Annotated in this window: 15 protein-coding genes and 1 pseudogene; 5 read left to right on the top strand and 11 right to left on the bottom strand. The window is 70.6% G+C overall.

Annotated elements, in window-relative coordinates; translation table 11 throughout:
- Window positions 1-219 precede the first annotated feature (219 nt).
- Window positions 220-1,158 (bottom strand): diiron oxygenase, encoded by a 939-nt coding sequence (locus DBP14_RS09580; protein ID WP_129306597.1) that lies wholly within the window; start codon window positions 1,156-1,158, stop codon window positions 220-222.
- 184 nt (window positions 1,159-1,342) lie between these two features.
- Here DBP14_RS09580 and DBP14_RS09575 point away from each other — a divergent pair, with 184 nt between their 5' ends.
- Complete coding sequence (locus DBP14_RS09575; protein WP_241741202.1) at window positions 1,343-2,170, top strand: hypothetical protein; 828 nt, start codon at window positions 1,343-1,345, stop codon at window positions 2,168-2,170.
- A 65-nt stretch (window positions 2,171-2,235) separates the two neighbouring features.
- Here the strand turns inward: DBP14_RS09575 and DBP14_RS09570 are convergent, their stop codons facing one another.
- From DBP14_RS09570 to DBP14_RS09550, 5 genes are all read right to left on the bottom strand, one after another.
- The gene (locus DBP14_RS09570) at window positions 2,236-3,696 is read right to left on the bottom strand and encodes a penicillin-binding transpeptidase domain-containing protein (RefSeq protein WP_129306595.1); all 1,461 of its coding nucleotides are present in this window, start codon (window positions 3,694-3,696) and stop codon (window positions 2,236-2,238) included.
- Between the two features lie 49 nt (window positions 3,697-3,745).
- Complete coding sequence (locus DBP14_RS09565; RefSeq protein WP_129306594.1) at window positions 3,746-5,107, bottom strand: FtsW/RodA/SpoVE family cell cycle protein; 1,362 nt, start codon at window positions 5,105-5,107, stop codon at window positions 3,746-3,748.
- A 43-nt stretch (window positions 5,108-5,150) separates the two neighbouring features.
- Window positions 5,151-5,435, bottom strand: coding sequence for an SH3 domain-containing protein (locus tag DBP14_RS09560; protein WP_129306593.1), 285 nt, complete (start codon window positions 5,433-5,435; stop codon window positions 5,151-5,153).
- A 501-nt stretch (window positions 5,436-5,936) separates the two neighbouring features.
- On the bottom strand, window positions 5,937-7,199 hold the full coding sequence (locus DBP14_RS09555) for a HAMP domain-containing sensor histidine kinase (RefSeq protein WP_129306592.1): 1,263 nt from the start codon (window positions 7,197-7,199) through the stop codon (window positions 5,937-5,939).
- Entirely contained in the window at window positions 7,199-7,990 is a 792-nt protein-coding gene (locus DBP14_RS09550; protein WP_206739239.1) for a hypothetical protein, read from the bottom strand. The genes DBP14_RS09555 and DBP14_RS09550 overlap by 1 nt, the downstream gene beginning before the upstream one ends.
- Window positions 7,991-8,265: 275 nt before the next feature.
- On the opposite strand from DBP14_RS09550, the gene DBP14_RS09545 reads away from it, so the two are divergent.
- Window positions 8,266-9,063 carry a nuclease-related domain-containing protein gene (locus DBP14_RS09545; RefSeq protein WP_129306590.1) on the top strand — a complete coding sequence of 266 codons (798 nt, stop codon included), beginning with the start codon at window positions 8,266-8,268 and terminating at the stop codon, window positions 9,061-9,063.
- A 101-nt stretch (window positions 9,064-9,164) separates the two neighbouring features.
- Here the strand turns inward: DBP14_RS09545 and ligD are convergent, their stop codons facing one another.
- The gene (gene ligD / locus DBP14_RS09540) at window positions 9,165-10,046 is read right to left on the bottom strand and encodes a non-homologous end-joining DNA ligase (RefSeq protein WP_129306589.1); all 882 of its coding nucleotides are present in this window, start codon (window positions 10,044-10,046) and stop codon (window positions 9,165-9,167) included.
- A 62-nt stretch (window positions 10,047-10,108) separates the two neighbouring features.
- Here ligD and DBP14_RS36745 point away from each other — a divergent pair.
- Window positions 10,109-10,234 (top strand): annotated as a pseudogene (locus tag DBP14_RS36745) (Ku protein); the annotation flags it as partial.
- 202 nt (window positions 10,235-10,436) lie between these two features.
- Here the strand turns inward: DBP14_RS36745 and DBP14_RS09530 are convergent.
- The 4 genes from DBP14_RS09530 to DBP14_RS09515 form a co-directional block, all read right to left on the bottom strand.
- Window positions 10,437-11,483 (bottom strand): Ku protein, encoded by a 1,047-nt coding sequence (locus DBP14_RS09530; RefSeq protein WP_129306588.1) that lies wholly within the window; start codon window positions 11,481-11,483, stop codon window positions 10,437-10,439.
- A gap of 91 nt (window positions 11,484-11,574) precedes the next feature.
- Complete coding sequence (locus tag DBP14_RS09525) at window positions 11,575-12,084, bottom strand: DUF6262 family protein (protein ID WP_129306587.1); 510 nt, start codon at window positions 12,082-12,084, stop codon at window positions 11,575-11,577.
- Window positions 12,085-12,104: 20 nt separating this feature from the next.
- Window positions 12,105-14,591 carry a site-specific integrase gene (locus DBP14_RS36365; RefSeq protein ID WP_206739238.1) on the bottom strand — a complete coding sequence of 829 codons (2,487 nt, stop codon included), beginning with the start codon at window positions 14,589-14,591 and terminating at the stop codon, window positions 12,105-12,107.
- Window positions 14,588-15,751: a tyrosine-type recombinase/integrase gene (locus DBP14_RS09515; RefSeq protein ID WP_241740854.1), complete on the bottom strand. Its 1,164-nt coding sequence runs from the start codon at window positions 15,749-15,751 to the stop codon at window positions 14,588-14,590. The genes DBP14_RS36365 and DBP14_RS09515 overlap by 4 nt, the downstream gene beginning before the upstream one ends.
- Before the next feature lie 116 nt (window positions 15,752-15,867).
- On the opposite strand from DBP14_RS09515, the gene DBP14_RS09510 reads away from it, so the two are divergent.
- A complete protein-coding gene (locus tag DBP14_RS09510) occupies window positions 15,868-16,887 on the top strand; it encodes a Ku protein (protein ID WP_241740853.1) in 1,020 nt (339 codons plus the stop codon).
- Between the two features lie 303 nt (window positions 16,888-17,190).
- Window positions 17,191-18,690, top strand: a complete 1,500-nt coding sequence (hpnR, locus tag DBP14_RS09505; protein WP_129306585.1) for a hopanoid C-3 methylase HpnR — start codon at window positions 17,191-17,193, stop codon at window positions 18,688-18,690.
- Window positions 18,691-18,854 lie beyond the last annotated feature (164 nt).

Below are 18,854 nucleotides of genomic sequence, written 5' to 3'. Positions count from 1 at the left end.
GCGCCGTCTTTGGCTGCGGGCGCGTGGTGGCTGGTCGCGCCCACGCGGCGGAGCCGCATATCGACACAGCCCCGCGCCCCTTGCGGGGCTTTCGTAGCTGCGGGCATGCGTGCCTCCCCCAGTGCCTTAAGGGCCTGGGGGGAGCCCCAGGGCGGCACGGGTGGGCGCAGCGGCACCCGGCAAGCGCCGGGGAGCGGGCCCACCCCCGGGGCGTCCCGCCTACGCCAGCAGGCCCGAGGACTTCCAGAGGCGGCGGCCGACGCCTCGGAGGACGCCGATGTCGTCCAGGAAGTCCGTCAGCCGCTTCGCGCCGGTCTGCATGACCTCCTGGCGGTGCCCGCTCGCCTTCACCTGGGCCATAGCCTCCCGCTTGTCCAGCCCCACGTTCGCGTACACGTCGGGATTCACGAACGCGACCGAGAACACCCGCGCGAACTCCCCGGACGTGACCCGCGTGAACTCCTGGGACCACTTCGGCGCCGTCAGCATCTGCCGGCGCAGCTCCTCGCGGGCGTACCGCACGTGCCGCGCCTCCTCGACGACATGGATCCGCGTGACGCCCCGGATCAGCGGCTGCACCCGCTCGTCCGGGAACGTCAGTCGCTGCATCCAGTCCAGCACCTCCTCACCGAGGAGCGTGGCGGTGAAGGACCCGGGGGTCGTGGAGATCGTCTTGAACAGGCGCCCCAGGTTCTGGTGGGCCCGGCTCACCGGGTACCAGGGCGTCCCGCCCCGCGAGATCACCCGCGCGAACATCTTCGAGTGCCGGCACTCGTCCTCGATCTCGGTCAGCGCGTACCGCACGTGCGCGCTCGTCGCCGCCTTGTCGTAGATGTGCCGGACGAGCAGCTGCATCAGGATCAGCTCGAACCAGATGCCGAGGGACGCCAGCGCCGCGGCCTCGTGCTGGGAGAGCAGGATCCGCTGCTCCTCGCTCATCCGCTTCCACATCGGGGTGCCGTACAGCGACACCAGCTCCGGCGGCCAGAACCACTTGCCCTCCTCGAAGGGGGCGTCCCAGTCCAGCTCCTTGTCCGGGTCGAAGGAGTGCTTGGCGGAAGAGACGAGCAGCCGTTCGGCAACCTGTTCCCGGTCCTTGAGCAGGCCGAGCGCGTCGCGCAGCCCGTCGAGAGCGTCCGCTTCCGTCACGGTCGTCATGGATTGCTCACCTCGTTGCCCGGGGGTATGTCGTCCGCCTCTTATGAGACTGCCTGTCAGCAAGCTCGTCAATCCTCTGCGCGCCACTTGTTGACTGTTCGTCTATGAAGCCGGGCGCCGACGCGGGGCGCGGGTGCTGCCGTACGGCGCTGTCACCCGCGTGCAGTAGCGTGCTGGCGTGTCCATGCCTCCGCCGCCGCAGCAGCCCCAGAACCCGTACGGCCAGCAGCCCCCGCAGGGCCCCGACCCGTACGGTCCGCCGCCCGGCCCCCAGCCCCAGCCGCCGTACGGCGCTCAGCCGTACCCCCCGCAGCAGCCGTACCCGCCCCAGCAGCCGTACCCGGCGTGGGGGATGCCGCCCATGGGGCCGCCGCCGAAGAAGAGCCGGGTCGGTCTCGTCCTCGGCATCGTCGGCGGGGTCGTCGTCCTGATCGTCGGCGGGCTGGTGGCGCTCGGCGTGCTCGGCTGGCAGATCGAGAAGAGCCTGCCGAAGGCGGAGAACAAGCTCACACTGCCCGGCACCCTGGTGGACGGGCAGTACAAGTTCGCCGAGAAGATGCCGGCGAGCCAGACCGGCAAGATCGAGGACGAGGCCAACAGCGCCTGGGACGCCGAGGACATCCACGCCCTGGGCGCCCGCTACGACCGCGGGGGCGACCCGTCCAAGGGTCTGCTCGTGGTGTCGAGCATGTACGGCCGGTTCAAGCACGAGGCCGACGTCCGGCACGGCATGCTCAAGGGCGCCGCCGACGCCGACGGCGTGACGCTCGTGCAGCCCGAGAAGGATGCCACCCCGCCCGGCGCGCAGACCACCATCACCTGCGAAGTGGTCTCCCAGCAGGAGTCCCTCGTGACCGTCACCTACCCGATCTGCGCATGGGCGGACGGCAACACCGCCGCGGTGGTCGGCGAGATCGACGTGGAGCACAAGGACGCGTCCGACGTGGACATCGCGGCCGCCGCCCGCGACACCCTCACCGTCCGCTCCGAGATGATCAAGCCGGCCAACTGATCCCGGCCGGCGTACGCCCCGCGGGCCGTACGCCGGCCGCGCCGCGCCCCGGTGCGCCCCTCACCTCACGACGATCCGAGGACCGCCTCCATCACCGCCTTCGCGATCGGCGCCGCCACCCCGCCGCCGCTGATGTCGCGCCGGTTCGCCGACGCGTCCTCGACCACCACCGCGACCGCCACCTGCGGCTCCATCGCGTCGTCGGCCCGCGCCCAGGAGACGAACCAGGCGTAGGGGACACCGGAGTTGTCGACCCCGTGCTGCGCGGTCCCCGTCTTCCCGCCGACCAGCGCGCCGGGGATCGCCGCGTTCGTGCCGGTGCCCTCGTCGACCACGCCGGTCATCAGCTCCTTCAGCTTCACGGCCGTCGACGGGCGCATCACCTGCCGGGCCGGGCGCACCCCGCTGCCCGCGACGGTCTCCCCGCCCTGCCGGGTGCTGCGCTCCACCAGGTACGGCAGCCGCAGCCGGCCCCCGTTGGCGACGGCCGCCGCGACCATCGCCATCTGCAGCGGGGTCGCCCGCGTGTTGTACTGCCCGATCGACGACAGTGCGAGCTGGGCGTCGTCCACGTGCGTGTCGAACGTGGAGCGGGCCACCGAGAACGGGACGCGCAGCCGGTCGTCGTTGAAGCCGAACGCCCGCGCCGTGGCCGCCATGTCCCGCACTCCGACGTCCACGCCCAGCTTGGCGAACACCGTGTTGCAGGACCACTCGAACGCCGTGCGCAGCGAGGCGTCGGCGCAGCCGTCGGTCTCGTTGGTGAGCCGCGTGGTGGTGCCGGGCAGCCGGTAGGGGTCGGGGGAGTCGGTCGGCTCGTCCAGGTCGGTGATCACCCCCGAGTCCAGCGCCGCCGCCGCGGTGACCACCTTGAACGTCGACCCCGGCGGATAGGTCTGCCGTACGGCGCGGTCCAGCATCGGCTTCTCCGGGTCGTGCCCGAGCCGCGCCCACGCCGACGTCACCGCCTCGCCGTTGCCGGACAGCTCCGAGGGGTCGTACGACGGACTCGACACCAGCGCCAGCACCCGGCCCGTGGCCGGCTCGATCGCCGCCACCGCGCCCTTGCGCCCGTCCAGGCCCCGGAACGCGGCCTCCTGCGCGTCCGCGTTCAGGGTCGTGACGACGTCGCCGCCGGGGTTCTGCGCGCGCGTCACGTCGTTCCACAGGGGGAGCGGCGAGAGGATCGAGTCGGTGCCGGAGAGGATCCCGTCCGAGGTGTGCTCCAGCAGGGTGGTGCCGTACAGCTGGGAGGCGAAGCCGGTGACCGGCGCGTACAACGGGCCGTCGAGGTACCTCCGTTCGTAGCGCAGTTGCTCACCGGTGTCGACGGAGCCGGTGACCGCCCGGCCGTCCACGACGATGTCGCCGCGCGGCTGGCTGTAACGGGCGATCGTGGCACGCCGGTTGGCCGGGTTGCGGTCGTAGTCGCCGGCCCGCACCACCTGTACGCGGGCGGCGTTGACCAGCAGCGCCACCAGCAGCAGGACGCAGAACGCGGACGCGCGCTTGATGTACGTGCTCATCGGCCACCTGTTCGGTAGGTCGTGGTCGTCCGGTGCCTGGCGAGCGTGATCACGGTGCCACCTGCCCGTCGTACTGGCTGCGGGCCGAGTCGCTCACGCGGATCAGCAGCGCCACGATCGCCCAGTTGGTGACGACCGAGGAACCGCCCTGGGCGAGGAACGGCATCGCCATGCCCGTCAGCGGGATCAGCCCGGTCACGCCGCCCGCGATCACGAACACCTGGAGCGCGACGATCGAGGCGAGGCCGACGGCGAGCAGCCGGCCGAACGGTTCGCGCAGGGCGAGGCCGGCCCGGTAGCCGCGCTCCACGAGCAGGGCGTACAGCAGGAAGATCGCCGAGAGGCCGGCCAGCCCCAGCTCCTCGCCCGCCGTGGCCAGGATGAAGTCGGACTTGGTGGCGAACCCGATCAGGACGGAGTGGCCCAGTCCCAGGCCGGTCCCGAGGATGCCGCCCGCGGCGAACGCGAACAGCGACTGCGCGACCTGGTTGGGGCCCTGACCGGCGTCGATCGTGGCGAAGGGGTGCAGCCAGTCCTCGATCCGGCCGTGCACGTGCGGCTCCAGGTGGCCGACGGCGACCGCGCCGAGCGTGGCGAGCAGCAGGCCGACCGCGATCCAGCCGGTCCGGCCCGTCGCGACGTACAGCAGGACGACGAACAGGCCGAAGAAGAGCAGGGAGGTGCCGAGGTCGCGCTCAAGCACCAGGACGCCGACGCTGAGCAGCCAGATCGCCACGATCGGGCCCAGTACGCGACCGGTCGGCAACTGCATCCGCCACACCCGGCGGCCGGTGTACGCCAGCGCGTTGCGGTTGGCGGCCAGATAGGCGGCGAAGAACACGGCGAGCAGCACCTTCGCGAACTCGCCCGGCTGGATGGAGAATCCGGCGATCCGGATCCAGATGCGGGCGCCGTTGACCGCCGGGAACAGGATCGGCAGGACCAGTAGCGCGAGGGCGGCGACCACACAGACGTACGAGTAGCGCTGGAGGACCCGGTGGTCGCGGAGCACGAGGACGACGGCGATGAACAGGCCCACCCCGAGGGTGGACCACACCAGTTGGGTGGGGGCCGCCTGGTCGTGCGGGGTCTCCAGGTCGAGCCGGTAGATCAGCACCAGGCCCAGCCCGTTGAGCAGCACGCCGATGGGCAGCGGCAGGGGGTCGGCGTACGGCGCGCGGATGCGGACGGCGATGTGCGCGCACAGGGCGAGGACGCCGAGTCCGGCGCCGTAGCCGACCGCGCCGGGCGGGACGGTGCCGGTGCGGGCGAGGCCGACGGCACAGTAGCCGTACACCGACAGCACGACGGCCAGCACGATCAGGGCGAGTTCGATGCCGCGGCGGCGGGGGAGCCGTACGACGGGGGGCGGGGCCTGGGTCGCCGTGAGGGTGGTTCCGGCCTTCGTCATGTCCGGAACCTACCCAAATAGGTCGTGTTGTGTGCCGTGCTGATCAGCACCAGCGTGGCGCGGGGGCGACGTTGTCGATGTAGCGGGCAGCGCCCCAGGCCCGGGTGCCGTCGGCCGGCAGGTACCAGCGGGGGTTGCCGCGGACGCTCGGGCCGCGGGTCCTGCGGAAGATCGACACGGTCTCGCCCTGCCGCCCGAACCGGATCCGCCGGCTGCCCCGGCCCGGCCGGTCCCGCAGCTGCATGCCGTTCCTGGCGGTGAGGATGCCCTGGTGCAGCCGAGGGTGCCGGTCGTCGCCGGCAGCCGTGACGGCGAAACGCAGGGACATGGGGCCTCCCGGGGGCGGACTCGGTCTGACTGACCGCCACATTAGGAGGAGCCCGGCCGACACGCCCCTCACAGTGGGCCAACGGGTGACGCGCGAGTACGGCCACCTTCCCCGGGCCCCTCGGGGTGCCGCGGTCGTGTGTCGGCCGCGGCCCGCCCGAACCTGATCGCGCAGTTCGCCGCGCCCCTTCCGGGGTGGTTGCGGTCGTGTGTCGGGTGCGGCCCGTCCGGGGCTGGTCGCGCAGTTCCTCGCGCCCCTTTGGGGGGTGGTCGTGCTTCCTCGGGCCCCTTGGGGGTGTTCGGTCGTTGTTCGGCTGTCGGGCATGTGGATGCGACACCGGCCCGCTGGGGCGCCCCAAAGGGGCGCGGGGAACTGCGCGAGTAACCACGACGGGCCTGCGCCTGACGACGGCGCGTGTCACCCCCTAGGGGCGCGGGGAACTGCGCGAAGAGCCACGACGGGCCCGCGGCTGACGGCGGCGGGTACGGCCCCTCAGGGGCATCAGGTACGGACGGTCTGCGGCGGAGGGGTGGGGAGGGTCAGGGAGGCCACCGCGCCTCCGTCGGCCGCATTCGAGAAGCAGAGCCTCGCCCCCAGCACCTCCGCCTGCCCCACCGCGATCGTCAGGCCCAGCCCGTGCCCACGGGCACCCCCCTCCGTCCGGAAGCGCTGGGGACCATGCACCACCAGGTACTCCGGATACCCCTCCCCGTGGTCCCGCACCGTCACCCGTGGCCCCTCCACCGTGACCACCACCGGCCCCCGCCCGTGCTTGTGCGCGTTGGCCACCAGATTCCCCAGCACCCGCTCCAGCCGCCGCCGGTCGGTCTCCACCCGGGCGTCCCGCACCACCCGCACGTCGGTGTCGGTCCCCGACGCCCGCACCACCCGCGCCGCCAGCGCACCCAGCTCCTCGGTGTCCACCGCCGGCGTCTCACGGCCGGTGTCCAGCCGGGAGATCTCCAGCAGGTCCTCGGTGAGCGTGCGCAGCGCCGCCACCCGGTCCCGGACCAGCTCCGTAGGCCGGCCGGGAGGCAGCAGCTCGGCCGCCGCGTGCAGCCCCGTCAGCGGCGTACGCAGCTCATGCGCCACGTCCGCCGTGAACCGCTGCTCGCTCAGCAGCTTGCCCTGCAGCGACGCCGCCATGCCGTCCAGCGCCGCCGCCACCGAGGCCACCTCGTCCTGCGGCCGCGAAGGGTCCCGGGTCCGCGGGTCGTTCACCCGGGCGTCCAGGTCCCCCGCGCTGATCCGCCGGGCCACCCGCGCCGTGCCGTGCAGCCTCCTCGTCACCCGGGTCACCGCGAACAACCCGACCAGCACCGTCACCCCGATGGCCAGCACGGAGGACCAAAGGATCGACGTGTCCAGCCCCTCGATCGTGCGGGACTGCTGCCCGTAGTCGACCCGCACGGCGAGCGCCCGGTGCCCGTCGGCCGGCCCGGCCGCCCACATCGTGGGGCGCCCGTCCTGCGAGGAGACCATCGTGGCGCGCTTCCCGGACACCGCCAGCCTCCGCAGCGGCGCGGGCAGCCCCGGCGGGTCCACCCCGGCGCCCGGTCGCAGGGCGTCCCCCGCCTGATAGGCGTCCGTGGCATCCGCCAGCCGGCTCAGCGCCTGGTCACGGGCCTGACTCACGGTCTGGTCGGTCACCGAGACATGCACCAGGACACCGAGCAGCGCGGCCAGCGCACAGCACATCACCGTGATGAACGCGGCCGACTTCACGGCGAGCGTCCCCGCCCACCGGGGCAGCGCGAGCCCCATCACTCGCCCGCCGACGCGGTCGTACCCGACGAGGGCGTAACCGCCGACGAGGGGGTGAGGGACGGCGAAGGCGTCAACGACGGTGACGGGGACGCCGACGGCCTGCGTGTGTGCCGGCCGCCGCCCGTGCGCAGGAACTCGTCGCGGGAGAACACCATCGCCCGCTGCTCGGGGTCCCACGCCCAGCTGGTGCGGTACTCGTAGCCGGTGATCCCCGCCGGGGAGCGCACGATCACCGCGCGCCCGGCCAGCTCCACCCCGATGATCGCGTCGTTGTCGGCCAGCACCTGCACCAGCCGGTGCTTCTCGACCGTGTAGATCCGCACCGCCGTCTGGTTGGTCGGGTACAGCCGGAAACCGAGCGCCAGTTCGTCCCGGCCGTCACCGGTCAGATCGCGGTAGTACGCCTTCAGCACCGGGCACCGCGCCCGGTCCCCGCCCGGCTCGCACTCCTTCACCCGGTCCACCGTCGCGTGGTACGCCCCCTTCGACCCGTAGTCGTCCGGATGCGCCGAGATCTCCGCCCGTACGACGTCCACCGGGGCCACCTTCCGGATGTCGTCCCCGGGCACGCGGATTCCCTTGACGACCTCCCGCTCCGCCTCGTCGTACGGCCAGGCCGGGCTGGACGCGGGGCGCAGGTCCGGCCACAGCTTGGCCGGACTGACGGCGGTCGGCGTGGCCCCCGCAGACTGGAGGCCCCCCGAGTCCCCACAGGCCACAGCCGTAGCCGAGAGCAACGCGACGGCGGCCGCGGCGAGGGCGGTACGCGCGGGGCGACGGGCTGGCACGGGGCTCCTGAGCTGAGGGGAGGGCAGAACGGCCCGTACACATTATTCGTACGGAAGTCCTTTTTGCGCACCGCAGGCGGTACTCCGGAAGAGGCTACTCGGCCGGTTTTCCCGGCAGCAGAGCGGTCCGCGCGCCGGCCCGCCGGTACGCCGCGCCTCCAGGCGGCCTCGTTTCGCCCCGTTTCACCGGGCGCGTTCCACGGTAGCCGGGTTCTTGGCCGGGTTCTTGCCCAGGGAGCGCCCCGCCTGTTCCCATGGTCGAGGGGTGATGGCGCATGAGCGCACTACGCGTGGTGCCGACCTGGCGGCACGGCCGCGAACGGCTGTACGTCTGCCGCCGGGACGGAAGCAACGTCGCCTGGTACGACCCGGAGTCCGGCCGGGTCAACCTGCTCGGCGAGGACCACCGGGAGGCCGTACTCGAAGCCCTGAAACCGTTCCTGGCCGGGCCGGTGGCCGTGGGCCCGCCGCCCGTCCCCACACCCGCGGAGATGGCGCGGCTCACCCTCCACCCGGACGACGACCTCGCGCCCAACCGCCCCGGCGAGGCCCTGCTCGTCGCCCTTGACCGGGACCCCGGCCCCGCCCACCGGTTCCGCCCCGACCCGCGCCGGCACGCCCTGGCCGCCGAGCAGACCGTCGGCGAGGCCCTGGACCGGATGGAGGGCGCCGGCTGGCACACCCTGCACTCCCTCCCGCTCCCCGGCGGCGACCGTGTCCACCACCTGCTGATCGGCCCCGGCGGCCTCTTCGCCGTACACGCCCTCTACGCCCGCAAGCAGCGGGTCAGGGTGGACGACCCGCTGGTCACCGTCGGCCGCCACGACGCCGAGCCGCTGCTGCGCCGCCTGCGCGCCGACGCCGACCGCGCCTCCCACGCCCTGACCGCCGAGGTCCGCCCGGTCCTCGCGCTGGCGAGCCCCGCCGGCCTCATGGTCACGGCACCCCCGCGTTCCCTGCACGTCCTGCGGGACACCGAGCTGCCGGGGCTGACCGGGCTGGGCGCCGTGCTGAAACCGGCGGACGTGGAGGCGCTGCACGCGATGGCACGCGACCGGAACACGTGGGCGTAGGGTCTTCCGGCCTTGCTTCTCCCCGCGTCGCTTCTCCCCGCCTCGCTTCAGGCTCGGCCCTCGCCTCACGCCGGTCGGTCCGCTCACGGCAGCCGGTCCGCTCACGGCAGCCGTGCCGCCCCTTTGGGGTCCAGCAGCGGGGCCAGCAGGTCCCCGTAGTCCTGGATCCGCGGCGCGAGGTCCTCGGCGACGAACTCCAGCTGGGCCGGTGCCCCGCAGTCCGCGACCTCCTCCCAGGTCACCGGCGCCGACACCAGCGGGGTCCGCCGGGCCCGCACGGTGTACGGCGCCGCCGTGGTCTTGCGAGCCGCGTTCTGGCTCCAGTCGACGAACACCTTGCCCGGCCGCAGACTCTTCGTCATCCGGTGCACCACGAGCCGGGGCATCGCCCGCTCCGCCTCCATCGCCAGCGCCTTCGCGTACTCCGACGTCTCCTCCGACGAGCCCCCGCGCACCGCCGCCAGCAGATGCAGGCCCTTCGACCCGGCCGTCTTGGCGTACGCCTCGATCCCGTCCGCGGCGAGCCGCTCGCGCAGCCACAGCGCGACCTCGCAGCACTGCACGATCGTCGCGGGCGCCCCGGGGTCGAGGTCGAAGACCAGCCGGTCGGCCTCGTCCGGGGACCGCACGAGCCACTGGTGCGTGTGGAACTCGGTGACCAGGTTCGCCGCCCACACCAGGCTCGCCAGATCCCGCACCACCACCATCCGGGCCGGCCCCTCCGACCGGGGGACCTCAGCCGTCATGACCCACTCGGGCGTACCCGGCGGCACGTTCTTCGCGAAGAACAGCTGCCCGTCCGGCCCGTCCGGATACCGCAGGAACGACAACGCCCGGTCGCGCAGGTGCGGCAGCAGGACGGGGGCGGTCGTCGCGTAGTAGTGCAGCAGCTCCCCCTTGGTGAAGCCGGTCGCCGGATACAGCACCTTCTCCAGGTTGCTCAGCGGGACCCGGCGCCCCTCCACCTCTGTGATAGGCATCATAGGATGACAATCTCAGAGAATTAGTGATGTAACAGTATATATCGGCAGGAAAGGGTCGGAACGTGCGATCCATTTGGAACGGCGCCATCTCCTTCGGTCTCGTCAGCATCCCGATCAAGCTGGTGAACGCCACCGAGAGCCACGCCATCGCCTTCCGCCAGGTCCACACCGAGGACATGGGTTCTCTGGGGGGTGAGAGGCGTTCAGGTGCGGTGAGAACGGTGTTGGTGCAGGTCGGAGCGGCTGTTCTGGGTATGTCAACTGCAACAACTGTGGTGGATGGTGGGTTCGCAAGCCACGCGAAAGTCTCTGCAGGCGTCGACTCCGACGATCTGGAGCGCGTCCCTGCCGTGGTTGGTCCTGGCGGGGCTACCGCCCCGAGACCCTGCGTCAGGAAGCTCGTGCGGTGCGCCGCCCTTTCTTGCCGCTGAGGGCTTTGAGTAGTTCCCCGCGGGTCATCGAAGAACGACCGGGAATGTCGGCCTCGGAGGCGCGCTGGTAGAGCTCGGCTTTACTCATTCCTTCCAGCTCCGAAACCTTCGAGGACTGCGCCGCTTTTCCTGCCGAACGGCCCGCGCGTCTCTCAGCCGCTGTCTTCAACGGTGTAGGAGGGCTGGTGCTTGTGGCTTTCTGTGGCCCCTTCCCGCCTCCTTCCCTTGTCGTCTCGGCCTGCTCGACGCTGGCACGCAGCGCATCCATGAGGTCGATGACGTTGGTGGAGCGCGGTGCCGACTCGCCCTTCTCCACCGTCTGACCGGTGCGCTTGGCCTCCACAAGCTGGAGCACCTTCTCCTGGTAGGTGTCGTGGTACTCCTCCGGATTCCAGTCGATGCTCATTGCCTCGACCAACTGCACCGCCGTCTGAAGCTCCTTGTCGGCGACCTGCGTCTCCTCCGGGAGGCTCCCGATCTCCCGGTGCGGATCGCGGACCTCGTCCGCCCAGTGCATGGTGTGCATAGCCAGGACATCGCCTTCTGCCTTCACGGCGACCAGGTACTCGTGGTTGCGCATGACGACGGTGGCGATACCGACCTTGTTCGCCTGGGCAAGAGCGCTGTGGAGCAGTGCGTAGACCTTGGCGTACTCCTTGCCCTTGGGCGCCAGGTAGTAGGTCTTGTCGAAGAAGACCGGCTCGACCTGGTCCAGGTCGACGAACCCGGTGATCTCCATCGACTTGGACTGGCCAGGGGCGATCTCGTCCAGTTCGCCGGGCTCGACGACCACGTATTCGTCCCCTATGTCGAAGCCCTTGACGATCTCCTCCATAGGGACTTCCTCGCCGGTGCGCTCGTTGACTCGCTTGTTGCGCACTCGGTCCGACGTTCCGCGTTGGAGCTGGTTGAATCGGATCGTGTGGCTTTCCGTCGCCGTGAACAGCTGCACCGGCAGGGCGACGAGCCCGAATGAGAGAGCACCGCTCCAGACCGCTCGGGCCATGGCCTTCCCACCTCCTGTTAGCCCATGGCACCTCCGTCTGCCGCTGATCGCATCCCGGCAGGCGCCACCTGGACGGTTCGGAGTGGAGCGGTCAGTGGTGGTTCTGGTTGAGGGTTCGGGTCAGCTCCCGGTTGGCTGCACGTGCGGCCTGTAGTTCCTCGGCGCGGTCTTCGAGTTGGCCTTGGAGGTCCACCACGCGCTGTTCCAGAGTGGTGACCTGCCGCTGGAGGTTGTCGATGTCGGTGGGCGCTCCGAGGCCGGAGTCGCGCCAGGCCTTTTCACCGAGCTGTTGGGAGAGCCGGTTCTCCAGCTGCCGGACGCGGGCCGTGAGCCGGGCGGTGCGCTCCAGGGCGTTCGCCAGGTCGGCTTGCAGGGAGGCCCTGCTGACCTGGGCGGGGCCTTGGCTGGACGACGGCGCTGTTGCCGCGGTATGGACGAGTTGCAGCAGATCACGGTGGCGGTAGAGGAAGGATCGGTCGACTCCGGCGGTTCGGGCGATGCTGGATGCGGTGATCTCTCCGCCGTCCTTGACCGCGGCTCTGATGGCGTTCTCGACTCGCTGCCGTCGGCGTGCTGAGTCGCCTCGTCGTCCTTCGGCCATGGGGAGACTGTTCTTGCTGGTCACAGTTGCCCTTCTGGACGCAGATCGGGAAGAGGCTGGCGGACCCGAGGCATCCCCAGCAGCACGCTTTGCCGCCCGCGGCGGACCACGGAGACGGCCTCCTCGACCTCGGCGCGCTGGCTCGCGTCGAGATCGTCCAGGCCTTCCTTGACCCGCTTGATGAGCCGTCTCACGCGGCTGATCTCCTCGTCCGACGGCATCGCCTCGGCCTTGGCCCAGTCGTCCGCGTCCAGCGCGGCGGCGATCCGCTCGCGGTTGCGCAGCAGGTCCGCGAGGTAGGCCTCCAGATCGGGCAAGTAGGAGACGTCGGTACGGAAATGACCGCAGCCCACGCAGCGGAATCTGACGGGACAGTCGTGTCCACCCGCTGCCACGTTCGATGGCTCGGTGCAGACGCCGTAAGGGACGGCGACCTCGCCGACGGCCCGACGGGCGTGCTCGGAGTCGAGCAGTGCCTTGGCCTGCCGCCAGATACGCTTGCCGTGTCGGTCGAACTGCATCTCGGTGACACGGTCCACGGCCTCGCGGCGCCGTTCTTCGGTGACACGGTAGTAGGCCTGAGTGGTGTCCAGACGCCGGTGATCCATCAACGCCCTGAGAACGTCGACGGCGACCCCGGCGTCCGCGTGTCGCTGGCAGTAGGTGTGCCGGTATGCGTAAAGGAAGATCTTGGACTTGTCGAAGGGCACCATCTTGGTGACCGGCAGACCGTCCATCTCGACACGAGTGTGTACCAGGAACTCGGGCAGGGACCGTACCCACTCGCGGTGGCGGCCGGAGAGCCATCCCGGTGTGATGGGCTTGAGGCCGTGAGGGCTGGCCACCCGCGTGGGCAGCAGCACCAGCCGGTCGGTCGGTGTGCTTGGGAAGTCGGCGCGGACCAGTTCCTGCTGTCTGGTGATCACTCCTGCCGTGGCCTGGGAGATCGGCAGTCGGCGCCCGTGGCGGTTGGCCTTGTAGTTGTCGTAGATCAGCACGTGCTGCCCGTCGGCGTCCTGCTTGAGGCAGTCCCAGCGCAGCTGGCAGATCTCCTGAGGCCGTCTCCCGGTGTCGATGAGCAGTTCGACGGCCACTCGGTTCTCGTTGCCGTTCCGGGCCTGGCCGACGAGGGAGGGCAACTGCTCGCAGATCTGCCGCATGATCTCGGCAGGGAGGTCCTTGCCGGCTTCTGCGTCTTCGGGGTCGTCGGGAACGTCTTCCGCGAGGATCGCGAAGTCATCCGGCAGCCCGTGCAGCGGCTGACCGGGCCGGGTCAGTCCCAGTGACCGCATGCGGGCGAGATGGGCACGGACGTAGCGGACGACCACGACCCGTCTGTGCACTGAAATCTCCCCGCTGTGGTGCAGGAAGGCCAGACGGTTGGTGAACGCGGTGATGTCCCGGCGGCTGAGCGCGCGGATGTCATCGCCGTGATCCTCGCGCTGAAGCCTCAGGCTCTCGGACAGAAGGGCGAACGCGTTGAGGATGTCCTGGATGCTGCTCATGACATTGCCACGCCGCTGAGGCAGGGAGAACAACGCCCATTCCTTGGCCGCGGTCCTCAGCCAGGACTGGTGGATCGCGGTGAAACGCAGATGCCCGGAGTGTCCGAACGCGGCACCGTTCCACACGTCCTTGCCCCGCTCGCCCTCCGGCGTCAGTCCGAACCGACCCACGAGGGTGACCAGGCTGCCGCAGAGTCCGCGCGTACCCCGGGAGACATGTGCCGGGTCCACTGCTGTCAGCGAGGGCAGTTGGAGTTCGCGGAGACGATTGGTCAGATTGCGGAGCAGGAACTGCGTGGTGTGGATTCCTTCGCGTGTTCGGGCCTGAACTCCGTAGAGGATCTCCGCAACCACACGATCGGGCAGTCCGCGCAGGCTGACCTCGTGGTTCGCGGACACGGGAGCTGTTGTGCGCCGCCACAGCTCCTCGTCCTCCGTGCTCCGTCCGCGGGCGACAGCGTTCCGCCAGCGCTCCCGGTGGGCGTGACAGTACGGAGATACGCCGTCCCGGTACCGGTGGCAGGCAGCGACTTCGCAGGGGCCGAACGCGGGCAGTGCGACGACATCGTCGAGGGCGAGGAACTCCTCCAGAGTCACGCCCCGGCGCTTGAGCTGCGCGAGGTGAGTTGAGCACAATGGCCGCCGCCAAGACGAGAACGGCCGCCGGCATCCGGACACCGAGCAGTCCTCGACCCCGACCTGCCGCCAGTAGCCGCGGTCCATGTCGGCGAACTCCTCCAGCGGGGGCTTCCCCGCCTGCCTCCACCGGAATCGGCAGCCGGAACACAAGTGCCTGGTGACACTGGTCTGCACGCAGCCCTTCACTCGGCACAGCGGTGTGCCCAACAGCGGGTGATCCGCGGGGAAGAACAGCACACCGGTCTCCGGAGACCAGTCGAAGAGGGCCAGGAACTCCAGGTCCACCGCCGCCCACAGGGCCGCGGCACCGTCCTCTCCCACCTCCTGCCCGAGAGGCTGGGTGCGGACCACGCTGAGCGTCATCGACCCGACTCCTTGCCCAGATCCCTCGGCGAGGGAACGCGGCTGATCGCCTCGCGCAACCGGGACTGCGCGGGGTGCAGGTAGGGACGAGCCGAGTCCGGGTGCTTATGGCCCAGGAGAGACTGGATCTCGTCCAACGAGCCGCCGGAGTCCGCGACATTGCTGGCGAAAGCGTGCCGCATCATGTGTGGGGTGACCTTGCGGTCCAGCCCGGCACGACGGGCCAGGGCCTCCACGGTCTCGCCGATCGCATCAGGTGTGATCGGCGATCCCAACGGTTCACGGAAGAGGTTCACCAGCAGGAAATCACTGCCCTCCGGCCCGAGCCGATCGTGCCGCTCCAATACGTAGTGGTCGAATGCCTGCACCACCAGGAAATCCACAGGCAACGCCACGGGACGGCGGGACTTCGACCAGGCGTTGTTCGGATTCTGCCGCCGTACGACATGCAGGTGAGCGCCTTCCAGGCGGCATCCCAGAGTGGTCGAGTCAACGAGCAGGTGAGCGTCGCCCCGACGCAGGCCCGCAGCCTGCCCGCGGCGAAGACCCACCCGGGACAGCAACAGGATCAGCAACCTGTCGCGTGCCGAGCGACAGGCCCGGAACATCGCCACGATCTCCGCATCGCTGGCCCGATCCACGGCCTTCTCAGCCTCCGGCAGGCGATGCTGAGCCTGGAGCCGGTAGCGGAGCCTGCCATCTTCCGACTGCGCCTGAAGGGGGAGGTCCAAGCTGTCGCCGAGCTGGTAGAGCTGCTCCAGCACCCAGCCCGGGACTTCTCGCTCCGTCACCGCGTGGGCCAGGAAGCCGCGAACGGCTGTGAGCACGCCATTGATCCGGCGTGCATCCCGGGCGGGCTTCCCGCCGGGCCCTGGTACGACCGTCGCCTGCCCCTCCGCCCCAGCCGGTTGCCATTTCAGCCAGAGGATGAAGGAGCTCAAATCGCGGGCGGCTGTACGCCAGTCCCGCCCTGTAGCCGTACACCAGCGCAGGAACAGCGCGATCGCTCCGGCGTACGCCTTCGTCGTCGACTCGGCGCGGTCCTTGCCCAACCTGAGACCCCGCAGATACCGGTCGGCTTCGTTCACCACCTGCACGTCGGCATCGACCACTGTCCAGTACGCAGCACCGGACGGCATCCGGACCGGGAAAGCACGCACCTCTTGATCTCCTTGCTCCACGGACAGACCGCAACGGTCCACCACAGAGCAACACCCCCAGAGAACCATCGCAGCACCCTCAACGACGAAGCACACTGCAACGTCACGCAACATATTTGGGACCCCCGGAGAACAACGGCCGCATCCGCTACCGCAAGGTCTGCGAACTGGAGGACCGCGAGGTCACCCAGGCCGAGATCGGCAAGGCGTACGAGGACGCCGACGGCTCGATGATCCCGATCACCGACGAGGACCTCTCCCACCTGCCGATCCCCACCGCGCGCACCATCGAGATCGTCGCTTTCGTACCGGCCGACCGGATCGACCCCCTCCAGATGGGCGCCGCCTACTACCTGGCGGCGAGCGGCGCGCCCGCGGCGAAGCCGTACACCCTGCTTCGTGAGGCTCTCAAGCGCAGCAACAAGGTCGCCATCGCCAAGTACGCGCTGCGCGGCCGGGAACGCCTGGGCATGCTGCGGGTGGTCGGCGAGGCCATCGCCATGCACGGACTCCTCTGGCCCGACGAGGTCCGCGCCCCCGAGGGCGTCGCCCCGGACGCCGACGTCACTGTCCGCGACAAGGAACTCGACCTCGCGGACGCCCTGATGGACACGCTCGGCGAGGTCGACCTGACCGAGCTGCACGACGAGTACCGCGAGGCGCTGGAGGAGGTCATCGCGGCGAAGGCGGCGGGCGAGGCCCCGCCGGAGAGCCCCGCGCCGGCGACCGGCGGCAAGGTCCTCGACCTGATGGCGGCCCTGGAGAACAGCGTGCGCGCGGCCCGCGAGTCGCGCGGCGGCGCGGAGCCGGAGCATGAGCAGCCTGAGCCGGAGGAGGGGGCCGAGGTCAGACGCCTGCACGCGGGCCGCTCCGCAGCGAAGGAGACGGCCCGCAAGAAGGCGGCCCCCGCGGCGCGCGCCAAGAAGACGGCGGCCAAGCCGGAACGGGGCGCGAAGAAGACGGCGGCGAGGTCCTCCTCGTCGATGTCCACGGCCAAGTCCACCGGCGGCTCCACGGCCAAGCCGGCCGCCAAGTCCACCGCCAAGTCGGCTGCCAAGGCGACGCCGACCGCCAAGGCGGCGGCGAAGAAGACAGCGGCCAAGAAGACGACGTCGTCCCGCAAGCGCTCGGCTTGAGCGGACGAGGCGGGTGTGACACACCGCCCCTCTGCTCTTTTGACCCTCGGCTCTCACTCGTCCGGACGCGCTGACCGGCGCCGGTGGCGAAGGGCGGTGAGGATGAGGGTGCCGGGACCGGCCCTCGGGTGCGGCGCCGAGCGCGTGTGAAGCAGGTGCACGCGGCCGTGCAACCCCGGTACGCCCGCACCCCCGGCACGTCCGGTGTGCCCGGCCCCCGGCGTCACCGGTATCCCTCGCACACCCCTCGTACAGCCCTCGCCCCCGTCCCTCGCCCCCCGTCCCTACGTCGCCGAGGTCACCATGCGCCTGCTGCTCGTCCACCCCAGCGCCCTGCTGTACTCGGAGATCTTCCTGCGTCTGGAGCCACTCGGCCTGGAGCGGGTGGCCGGTGCGGCGCGGGCGGAGGGGCACGAGGTCAGGATCGTGGACCTCCAGGTCACCGGCATCGACGAACTGGCCCGCGAGTTCGCCTCCTTCCGGCCGGACGCCCTCGGCATCTCCCTGAACTACCTCGCCAACATCCCCGAGGCCATCGACATCGCCCGCGCGGCCAAGCGCGACGCCCCGCACTGCTTCGTCTTCTTCGGCGGGCACAGCGTGTCCTTCGTGGCGGAGGACGTGCTCGTACAGGCCGAGGGGAACCTCGACGCGGTCCTGCGCGGCGAGGGCGAGCCGGGCATCTTCGCCCTCCTCGCGGCGCTGCGGGACGGCGGCCTGGACGACGTACCCGGAATCGTCACCCCCTCGGGCCGGGGCCCGGAGCCGAAGCTGCTGCACAGCATCGACAGCCCCCTGCCCGCACGCGACCTGATGCGGCACCGGCGCAAGTACTTCATCGGGGAACTCGACCCGTGCGCGTCGATCGAGTTCACCCGGGGCTGCCCCTGGGACTGCTCCTTCTGCTCCGCCTGGACGTTCTACGGCCGCAGCTACCGCAAGGCGTCCCCCGAGGCGGCCGGCGCCGAGATGGCGAGCATCCGGGAACCGAACGTGTTCATCGTCGACGACGTGGCGTTCATCCGCCCCGAACACGGTCACGCCATCGCCGCCGAACTGGAACGCCGGAAGATCCGCAAGCGCTACTACCTGGAGACCCGCAGCGACGTCCTGCTGCGCAACGAGGAGGTCTTCCAGCGCTGGGCCCGGCTCGGCCTGAGCTACATGTTCCTCGGCATGGAGGCCATCGACGCCGAGGGCCTGGACCAGTTCCGCAAACGGGTCAGCCCCGACGAGAACTTCCGCGCCCTGGAGGTGGCGCGCCGGCTCGGGCTGAGCGTGGCGATCAACCTCATCGTGGACCCGGCGTGGGACGAGGAACGCTTCCGGATCGTGCGGGAGTTCGCGATGTCCGTACCGGAGATCGTGCATCTCACGGTCATGACTCCCTACCCCGGTACGGAGATCTGGCACACCGAGTCCCGCCGGCTCACCACCCGCGACTACCGCCTGTTCGACATCCAGCACGCGGTGGTCCCCACCACCCTGCCGCTGGACGTCTTCTACCGCGAACTGGTCAGGACGCAGGCCGTGATCAACCGCAAGCACCTGGGCCTGCGCACCGCCTTCGGCGCCCTGCGCGTCCTCGGCGGCAACCTCGCCCGGGGCCAGACCAACTTCGCCCGCATGCTGTGGAAGTTCAACCGCGTCTACAACTCCGGCCGCCAGCTCTCCGACCACGCCCGTCCGGTCCGCTACGAACTCCCGCTGCCGCAGCACCTGGACGTCGGCGACCGCCGCAAGCTGTACGTCCACACCAGGCCGCCGGCGCGGCGGGCGGCGGGCGGACCGGGGCAGGCGTAGGCGAGGGGCCAAGGAGGGGGCGCGGGCGCAGGCGTAGAACGCAGGCGTAGGACGTAGGCGTAGGCGTAGGCGTACCAGGATCGCCCGGGACGATTTCCACCCTCCCGAGTGAACCGGGCCCGGCTTCCGTGCCCCACCCCGCAAGACACCGCGACCCTGGACCG

The organism is Streptomyces sp. L2 (genome assembly GCF_004124325.1).
In the GTDB taxonomy this organism is placed as follows: Bacteria; Actinomycetota; Actinomycetes; order Streptomycetales; family Streptomycetaceae; genus Streptomyces.
This window is presented reverse-complemented; position numbering and strand designations above follow the sequence as displayed.